This is a genomic window from Pseudomonas sp. PS02303 (genome assembly GCF_029959925.1).
GTDB lineage: Bacteria > Pseudomonadota > Gammaproteobacteria > Pseudomonadales > Pseudomonadaceae > Aquipseudomonas > Aquipseudomonas mandelii.
This window is the reverse complement of sequence record NZ_JASCOM010000248.1, coordinates 1-8,587: the sequence shown is the minus strand read 5'-3', so window position 1 is coordinate 8,587 and position 8,587 is coordinate 1. Positions and strand designations below refer to the sequence as shown.

Sequence of the window (8,587 nt, the reverse complement as noted above, 5' to 3'; positions counted from 1 at the left end):
TGAATCAGCCTTCGCGGGCAAGCCTCGCTCCTACGGGATTGTGGTCATCACAAAACGGGCGGACGACATAAATCCCGTAGGAGCGAGGCTTGCCCGCGAAAGGGCCAGACCAGTCGCCGCAAAGTCTGGATCTAGGTAAGATATCGGCCCTTCCCCGCAGCCCCTTGCTGCACCCCGCCGAATAAGCCGATTTCCATGCCTTTTGAACTCAGCGTTGACCTCACCACCCTGGCCATTCTGGCCATTGTCGCCTTCATTGCCGGTTTCATCGACGCCATCGCCGGCGGTGGCGGTCTGCTGACTACCCCGGCGCTGTTGACCGCCGGCCTGCCGCCACACCTGGTGCTGGGCACCAATAAGCTGAGTTCGACCTTCGGCTCCGCCACCGCCAGTTTTACCTTCTACCGCCGCAAGCTGTTCCATCCCCGGCAGTGGGTGCACGCCATCGTCGGTACGCTGGTCGGTGCGCTGACCGGCGCCGTGGTCGCGCATTACCTGCCCGCCGAATGGCTGAACAAAATGCTGCCGGTGATTGTGTTTGCCTGTGGTCTGTACCTGTTGTTCGGCGGCACACCGAAAGCTCCGCTGGACAGCGACGCACCGATCAAGAAAAAGTGGCAATCGACCCAAGGCTTCAGCCTCGGTTTCTACGACGGCGTGGCCGGTCCGGGCACCGGCGCGTTCTGGACCGTCAGCAGTCTGCTGATGTATCCCATCGACCTGGTGAAGGCCAGCGGCGTGGCGCGCAGCATGAACTTCGTCAGCAACATCGCGGCGCTGTCGGTGTTCGTGTTTTCCGGGCAGGTGGACTGGATCATCGGCCTGAGCATGGGCCTGTCGGTGATGGTCGGCGCGTTCTTCGGGGCTCGCACCGCCATCAGCGGCGGCGCGAAGTTCATTCGCCCGGTGTTCATCACCGTGGTGCTGGGCTTGACCGTGCGGCTAGCCTGGCAGCACTGGTTCAGCGTGGCCTAAGCGCCGCGCCACGTAGACGTCGATGAGGTAACGGGCAATCGAGCGCGACGCCGGCAAGGGTGGCAACTCATGAACGTTGAACCACTGGGCGTCTTCAATCTCGTCTTCCTGACAGACAATCTCGCCACAGGCGTACTCGGCGTGAAAGCCGAGCATCATCGAATGCGGGAACGGCCAGCACTGGCTGCCCAGGTACTGGATGTTCTTGACCTCGATCTGCACCTCCTCGCGCACTTCGCGAATCAGGCAGTCCTCGGCTGACTCGCCCGGCTCGGCAAACCCCGCCAACGTGCTGTAGACCCCGGCCACGAAACGTGGCGAACGGGCCAACAGCACCTCGTCGCCCCGGGTCACCAGCACAATCATGCTCGGCGAGATGCGCGGGTAATAGCGTAAATCACACGGTTCGCAGTACATCGCACGCTCACGAGGAACTTGCGTCGCCGCCTGACCGCAATTGCCACAAAAGCGATGCTCGCGGTACCAGGTGCCGATCTGCGCGGCATAACCAAGCACCTTGTACACCGTGTGATCGCCATCGAGCATGAACGCCCGCAAGCCTTTCCAGTTGCAGCCCGGTACTTCGCTGTGACTGCGCAATTCCAGCAGGTAGACCGGTTCGCCATCCAGGTGACCGATGCCATGTTCGGCCAGGATCGACAGGTCCTGGCGTTTGAGCCATTCGCGGGGGAACAGCGCGCCATTGTCGTCGAACAGAAAGCCTTCGGGGCTGCGAGCCACGGCCCAGCCGCCAGGTTGATCGGTGTCCAGTACTGCGGTGGTCCAGCGTGAAGTCATTTTAATCAGTCCAGAAATTCGGGTTTCTGTTTGCTCATATGGGCAGCCATGGCCACCCGCAAATCGGTGGATTGCAGCATGGCGGCGTTCCAGGTGGCAACGTATTCGAGGCCGTCGTCGATGCGGTGGTCGCGCATGTAGCTGATCATCTCTTTGGTGCCGGTGACCGCGATCGGCGACTTGCTGGCGATTTCCCGGGCAATGCCCATCACACCGTCCAACAGGCTGGCCTGGTCGCTGTAAACGCGATTGACCAGGCCGATGTTGCGCGCTTCCTCGGCACCAAAGGTGCGACCAGTGTAAGCCAGTTCACGCAGCATGCCGTCACCGATTATCCGCGGCAAACGTTGCAAAGTGCCAACGTCGGCGGCCATGCCGATGTCGATTTCCTTGATCGAAAATTGCGCGTCCTCGGCGGCGTAACGCATGTCGCACGCGGCAATCAGGTCGATGGCGCCGCCCAGGCAATAACCCTGAATCGCCGCCAGCACCGGCTTGCGGCAGTTATCGACGGCGTTGAACGACGCTTGCAGAGCGAGGATCTTGCGACGCAGCAGACGTGCATTGCGGCCGACGTCCTTGCCCAGTTCATTGGCCACTCCGGCCAGCATCATCAGGTCGATGCCGGAGGAAAAGTGCTTGCCGGCGCCACTGAGTACAACAACCCGGGCTTCATCGGTGTCATCGATCCACTGGAAAATGTCGATGATCTCGCTCCAGAACGCGGCGTTCATCGAATTGATCTTTTCCGGGCGGTTGATCTGCACATGGGCGATTTTATCGGCCAGTTCGACGGTGAACGCGGTGTACTGAGACATGGCAGTGATCCTTTTACCGGGCAAAAATGAGGACCGGACTATAACAAGGCATTGCGTGGGGGAGTAAGGCAGTGGTTCGGCCAAAAGCGGGACTGCCTCGGGTTCTCCAGTGTCTGATCTGACCTCTTCGCGGGCATACGGTGCCTTTGTAGGAGCGAGGCTTGCCCGCGAAGGCAGCACCGCCGATCTAACTGCCCTTCACCGCCACAAACGCCACGGTTTCATAAGGTACGGTCACCACATCCTTGCCGCGCAAGTCAGGCTCCCCGGCAATCAACGCCCGCATCTGTTCATCCACCCTCTCCCGCTGCTCCTCGGGCAACGCCGCTATAAAACTGGTCGAGCGCACGCGATTGAAGATCACATCTTCCGGCGCCCCCGTGTGCCCATGGCTGAAATACTGGGCTTGCAACGGCCCGAACGCCGGATGAGGAAAGGCCTGACGCCAGGCTCCCGTGTAGTAGCGCGGCGTATCGCCTTCCAGCGCGTTGACGATCGCATCCAGTTTCGGCACCCAACTCACCTTGGTATCGCGCAGGTTCCACACCAGGCCCAGCCTGCCACCGGGCTTGAGGACCCGGGCGATTTCGGTCAGCGCTTCAGTGCTGGCAAACCAGTGAAAGGCCTGGGCGCAGACCACCACGTCCACCGATGCATCCGGCAGCGGCAAATCCATCGCGGTGCCGCTCACCGCCAACACATCGGGGAACGCGTCGGACAACTTCTCAAGCATCTGCGACACCGGTTCCACGGCAATCACCTGCGCGCCGGTCGCAATCAGGCGCCCAGTGAATTTACCGGTGCCCGCGCCCAGATCGATCACGGTTTTGCCCGCGTTCAAGCCCAGGGTTTCGCTCAGCCACTCGGCCACTTGCGGCGGGTAGTCCGGGCGGCCGCGAACATACGTATCGGCCCCGGTTTTGTAACCCGCAGCCGCAGAATGATGGACCTGATCTTTCATGGCAGTGCTCCTGAACAACAACGAATGCTGTCGAGCATAGCGCCTCGATTTGAGCTTTCCCCGCCAAAGAAATGAATAATTGTTCACCCTGCGGTGTTCTCCAATCAACGCCCCATGAGAATTGCCCTTGCGGCTGCCGCCTGCGGCCGGGGCGTGGTTTACACTCAATCGAATCAACTCGCCGAGCATTTTCCATGACTATCCGTTTTGCTGTTTTCACCGCCCCGCTGTTGCTCGCCGTTGCGTTGTCCGGTTCACTGGCCCTGGCCGATGGCGACGATGACGCTCCGGCCAAACCCAACTGCCCCAAAGGCCAGGTGTTCGACACCAAATCGCAGAAGTGCGTCATGCAAACCAGCAGCCTGGTCCCGGACGCTGACCGCACCGATTACGCCTACCGCCTGGCCAAGGACGGTCGCTACGAAGAAGCCCTGGCCCTGCTCGATACGCTCAAGAATCCAAATACGGCCAAGGCTCTGAACTACCGCGGCTATGCCACGCGTAAACTGGGGCGTACCGACGAAGGCATCGGTTATTACCTGCAATCGGTCAAACTCGACCCGCACTATGCGCAAGTGCGTGAATACCTCGGCGAGGCTTACGTGATCAAAGGTCGGCTGGACCTGGCGCAAGAGCAGTTGCAGCAGATCAAATCGATCTGTGGCAGTACGTGTGAGGAATATCAGGACCTGGCCGAAGCGATCAATGATTCATCGAAAACCTGACACACCGAACAGACGGAGGTCGCCATCGCCAGCGATCAGGCAATACGAACAGAACTGGGCCAGCATTTGACGCGTTTATGGCGTTACGGCCTGCTGCTGTCCCGGCAACGGCATGTGGCCGAAGACCTGGTGCAAGCCACCTGCGTTCGGGCACTTGAGCGTGCCGGGCAGTTTGTCCCTGGCACCCGCATGGACCGCTGGCTGTTGAGCATTTTGCATTCGATCTGGCTCAACGAAGTGCGCTCCCGACGGGTGCGCCAGGGTCAGGGCCTGGTCGATGCCGATAGCCAGTTGTCGGTTGACGGGGAATCGATAGCGCAGACCCATGTGCTCGCCGCCCAGGTCATCCGCCGCGTCGACGCCCTGCCCGAGGCCCAGCGTGAAACGGTGTACCTGGCTTACGTTGAAGGCCTGTCGTATCGCGAAGTCGCCGAGGTGCTGCAAGTGCCCATCGGCACCGTCATGAGCCGCCTCGCCGCCGCACGGGTGAAACTGGCTGAATATCCGCCACTGCACACAGTGCCGAACCCTTTCACGGGAGAACGTCGATGAACGAGCGCGCGACACCTTCGGACGAGGAACTGGTGGCGTACCTCGACGATCAGCTCGATGCCGACCAGCGCACCCGCATCGACGCGGCCGTCGCCGAAGACTCGACACTCAACTTGCGCCTGCAATGGCTGGCCCGCAGCAGCCTGCCGTTCAAAGAGGCTTATGACGAACTGGCCCAACAGGCGCCTGTCCACCGCTTGCAGTCGATGCTCGACACTTTGCCCTCGCCTGAACGTCCGGCCCTGAATCGACGCCGATTCCTCGCGGCGGCGGCCGGCCTGGTGGTGAGTGGCGTGGTGGCGGATCGATTGTTCCTTGCCTGGCAACTGAGTCAGGAGAAAAGCAACTGGCGGGGCCTGGTCGCCGACTATATGTCGCTGTACGTGCCGCAAACCCTGGAACACTTGCCCGTCGACGAAGCCTCACAACGGGCGCAACTGCGAACCATCGACGCGCGCCTGGGCCTGAGCCTGACGCCTGCAAAACTGGCCCTGCCACGCTCCGAATTGAAGCGCGCGCAGATCCTCGAATACGACGGCATGCCGATCGCGCAGATTACTTATCTGGACCCGGCACATGGTCCGATTGCCTTGTGCGCCAAGCGCTCCAACAGTGGTAGCCGGCATTTTTCCCATGAGATTCGGCACAGGATGAATGTGGTGTATTGGGCAGACATGGAACATGCGTGGATGCTGATCGGGCATAACCCGGCGGCGGAACTGGAAGGCATGGCGAAATCGTTGCGTAGCCGACTTAGCGCGTGAGCGAAGTTGCCCTATGCTTGGCGTCTGTTTTCCAAGGAGGAACCTCCCCATGCCAAACGTTTCTCGCACAGCCTTGCTGGTCATCGACGTACAGAACGACTTCATCCCCGGTGGTCAGCTGCCGGTGCCCGAGGGAGACTTGATCGTGCCCTTGATCAACCGCCTGGGCGACCGGTTCAAACAGGTCATCATTACCCAGGACTGGCACCCGCCCGGCCACGCCTCGTTCGCGTCCAGCCATCCCGATCGCGAACCTTACGAGGTCATCGAGCTGCCTTACGGCCCGCAAACACTGTGGCCGGACCATTGTATTCGGGCGACGACAGGGGCCGAGTTACACAAGGATCTCAACCTGCCCCATGCCCAACTGATCATCCGCAAGGGCGCCAACCCGGACATCGACAGTTATTCGGCGTTTCTGGAAGCGGATCGCACGACCGCCACCGGGCTGGCCGGCTATTTGAAAGAACGCGGCATCGACACCGTCTACCTGGTCGGGCTGGCACTGGATTTCTGCGTGATGTTTTCGGCGCTGGATGCACGGGCGGCAGGGTTCAATGCCTTTGTGGTGATGGATGCGTGCCGGGCGATTGATCTGGACGGCTCGCTGGCGGCGGCGATCGAGCGGATGCAAGTGGCTGGGGTCGGTTTGATTCCCTCAAAAGAAATACTCGGCTGAGCGATCAAAAACCGGCGGCCATTGATGCCCTGTGGCGAGGGGGCTTGCCCCCGTTGGGGCGCGAAGCGGCCCCCTGCATTCTTTAATTCACACCGCATTGGCTGGTTTAGCGACTGCTGCGCAGCCGAACGGGACAATGCGGCGTTCCGACAAGCCCCCTCGCCACAGGTTCAGTGTTAGATCAGGCGGCGGTGGGCAGCCACAATCGGAATCGCGCACCACCCAATGGCGACGGTTCCACGGTAAGCGTGCCACCCTGCGCTTCCAGCGCCCGACGACTGATCGCCAGCCCCAGACCAAACCCGCCCGTGGCCCGATCCCGGCTACGATCCAGCCGATAGAACGGTTCAAAGATCCGCTCGCGCTCATCGTCAGGAATGCCGATACCGTCGTCATCGACCCAGATTTCACACCCTTTCGGACAGACCTTTACGCCAATCTGAATGCGCTTTTCGCAATAGCGCATGGCATTGCGCAGCAGGTTCTGTATCGCGCGAGCCGTCAGTCGCGGGTCCAGCACGAAGCGTTCAAGCTGCCCATGCAGCAGCACGTCGATCACGATGTCCGGCGACTCCAGTTCTTCATCGACGCTGCCCAGAATGCTGTCGATGAACTCGTCCAGCGACACTTCAACCTGCTCCGGCAGCCGCGCCGGGTTTTGCAGTCGGCTGTAGGACAACAGTTCCAGGACCAATTCATCCAGTTCCCGTATGTGCGCGACCAGCCCCAGCAGCCGCTCGCGACTGGCAGCCGGCAAGTCGTCGGACAGCGCCAGGGCCAGGCCGAAGTCCAGGCGCGTCAGCGGTGTGCGCAGTTCGTGGGACACGGCGTTGAGCAAGTCGCGTTGCTGGTTGAGCAGGTTTTCGATGTCGCCGGCCATGGTGTCGAAGACATTGGCGAGGCTGCCGATGTTGGAGTGCGAGGAGATCTGTGTGCGTTCGCCGAGGTGGCCCTTGCCGAAACGTTCGGCGGTGCCTTTGAGCCGTTCCAGATCGCGCCAGTGCGGACGCAGCCACAGCAACAGGCAGGCGAGCATGGTCGCGCCGATCAGGACGTTGATGCTCCAGTACAACAGGCTGACGTCCATCGGGTCTGGCGGTACGACCATTTCGACAACGGACTGCTCATTCAGCGGTGCCACGGCGAGCGTGCGCCAGCCCCAGTCACCAATGCGCACGACGTTCTCGCCACGCTGCAAACGCTGGCGCTCCTGGAGGGTGAAGTCGGGATCGTCATGGCGGGTCAGAACGATGCGCAGCGGGGCAAACTCCTTGTCCATTTCAGTCGCCAACGCTGGCCATTGAGCTTCCGGCACGGCATGGAACTGTTTGACGATGAGGGTTTGCAGCCCGCGCGAATAATCGAGGTTGTAAGTGACGAACCGCTCATGGAAGAGCTTGATCACCAAGTCCGGCATCAGGTAGATCGCCGCGCTGTACGAGACGATCATCACCAGATAGAGGCGAAACAGGATCCTGAACATCGTCTCAGCATTCCCACTCGGAACGGCTGAACAGGTAGCCCTTGCCCCACACGGTCTTGATCTTGCGCGCCTCGCCCGCGTGGTCGTCGAACTTGCGCCGCAACTTGGAAATCGCCACGTCCACCGAGCGGTCGGTGCCGTTGAATTCGATGCCGCGCAGGCGTTGCAGGATCTGGTCGCGGCTCAGCACTTCGCCGGCATGCCGGGCCAGCACCACCAGCAGGTTGTATTCACCGCTGGACAGCTCCACCAGCTGATCGCGCCAAGTCACGGTCCGTTCGGACAAGTCGATGCACAAGTTGCCCATGAGGATGCGGTCGTTGGCGGTCTGCGGTTCGCTGAGGCTGCTGCGGCGCAACAGCGTGCGCACGCGGGCCAGCAAGACGCGGGGTTCGCAGGGTTTGGTGACGTAGTCGTCGGCGCCCATTTCCAGCCCCAGCACCTGGTCGTGGCTGTCGTCGCGGGCGGTGAGCATCAGGATCGGCAGCGTGGCCGAATCCGCCCGCAGCAAGCGGCAGACTTGCAGGCCATCGAGCCCGGGCAGCATCAGGTCGAGGATGACCAGGTCCGGCGGATTGACCCGCGCCCGCTCGCGCACGTGGTCGCCACGGCTGATCACACTGACGCTATAGCCATTGCGTTCCAGGTAGCTGGCAATCAGTTCGGAGAGCGCGGTGTCGTCTTCGACCAGGAGGATGTTGGGCATGGGTGTTTCCAGAAAGTGCAGTGGCGACCTTTGGGGCCTCTTCGCGGGCAAGCCTCGCTCCTACAGGGAAATGCGCATACTCGCTCCAACGAGGGAATGCGATTAACGGTAGGAGCGAGGCTTGCC

At 61.4% G+C, this 8,587-nt stretch carries 10 protein-coding genes; 5 read left to right on the top strand and 5 right to left on the bottom strand.

Translation table 11 applies throughout. From position 1 onward, the window contains the following. The first annotated feature begins 195 nt into the window (after window positions 1-195). Window positions 196-975, top strand: coding sequence for a TSUP family transporter (locus QMX98_RS29155; RefSeq protein ID WP_102593769.1), 780 nt, complete (start codon window positions 196-198; stop codon window positions 973-975). Here QMX98_RS29155 and nudC read toward each other — a convergent pair. The 3 genes from nudC to QMX98_RS29140 all read right to left on the bottom strand — a co-directional run bounded on the left by nudC (window position 943) and on the right by QMX98_RS29140 (window position 3,552). Further along, window positions 943-1,773: an NAD(+) diphosphatase gene (gene nudC / locus QMX98_RS29150; protein WP_282411771.1), complete on the bottom strand. Its 831-nt coding sequence runs from the start codon at window positions 1,771-1,773 to the stop codon at window positions 943-945. The two genes, QMX98_RS29155 and nudC, sit on opposite strands and share 33 nt — an antisense overlap. Before the next feature lie 5 nt (window positions 1,774-1,778). Further along, window positions 1,779-2,591 carry a crotonase/enoyl-CoA hydratase family protein gene (locus QMX98_RS29145; RefSeq protein WP_010460005.1) on the bottom strand — a complete coding sequence of 271 codons (813 nt, stop codon included), beginning with the start codon at window positions 2,589-2,591 and terminating at the stop codon, window positions 1,779-1,781. 187 nt (window positions 2,592-2,778) lie between these two features. Continuing rightward, the gene (locus QMX98_RS29140) at window positions 2,779-3,552 is read right to left on the bottom strand and encodes a class I SAM-dependent methyltransferase (protein ID WP_010460003.1); all 774 of its coding nucleotides are present in this window, start codon (window positions 3,550-3,552) and stop codon (window positions 2,779-2,781) included. A 194-nt stretch (window positions 3,553-3,746) separates the two neighbouring features. Between QMX98_RS29140 and QMX98_RS29135 the strand changes: the two genes are divergently transcribed. The 4 genes from QMX98_RS29135 to pncA all read left to right on the top strand — a co-directional run bounded on the left by QMX98_RS29135 (window position 3,747) and on the right by pncA (window position 6,272). Beyond that, the gene (locus QMX98_RS29135; RefSeq protein ID WP_083376824.1) at window positions 3,747-4,277 is read left to right on the top strand and encodes a tetratricopeptide repeat protein; all 531 of its coding nucleotides are present in this window, start codon (window positions 3,747-3,749) and stop codon (window positions 4,275-4,277) included. Between the two features lie 66 nt (window positions 4,278-4,343). Further along, window positions 4,344-4,829, top strand: a complete 486-nt coding sequence (locus tag QMX98_RS29130) for a sigma-70 family RNA polymerase sigma factor (protein ID WP_245006828.1) — start codon at window positions 4,344-4,346, stop codon at window positions 4,827-4,829. After that, window positions 4,826-5,593, top strand: coding sequence for a transcriptional regulator (locus QMX98_RS29125; RefSeq protein ID WP_154911755.1), 768 nt, complete (start codon window positions 4,826-4,828; stop codon window positions 5,591-5,593). The genes QMX98_RS29130 and QMX98_RS29125 overlap by 4 nt, the downstream gene beginning before the upstream one ends. Window positions 5,594-5,642: 49 nt before the next feature. Beyond that, entirely contained in the window at window positions 5,643-6,272 is a 630-nt protein-coding gene (pncA, locus tag QMX98_RS29120; protein WP_282411770.1) for a bifunctional nicotinamidase/pyrazinamidase, read from the top strand. 181 nt (window positions 6,273-6,453) lie between these two features. On the opposite strand, the gene QMX98_RS29115 is transcribed toward pncA, so the two are convergent. Together QMX98_RS29115 and QMX98_RS29110 are read right to left on the bottom strand one after the other, a co-directional pair. Next, the gene (locus QMX98_RS29115; protein WP_221109458.1) at window positions 6,454-7,755 is read right to left on the bottom strand and encodes an ATP-binding protein; all 1,302 of its coding nucleotides are present in this window, start codon (window positions 7,753-7,755) and stop codon (window positions 6,454-6,456) included. 4 nt (window positions 7,756-7,759) lie between these two features. Then, window positions 7,760-8,461: a response regulator transcription factor gene (locus tag QMX98_RS29110; RefSeq protein WP_010459989.1), complete on the bottom strand. Its 702-nt coding sequence runs from the start codon at window positions 8,459-8,461 to the stop codon at window positions 7,760-7,762. Window positions 8,462-8,587: the final 126 nt, after the last annotated feature.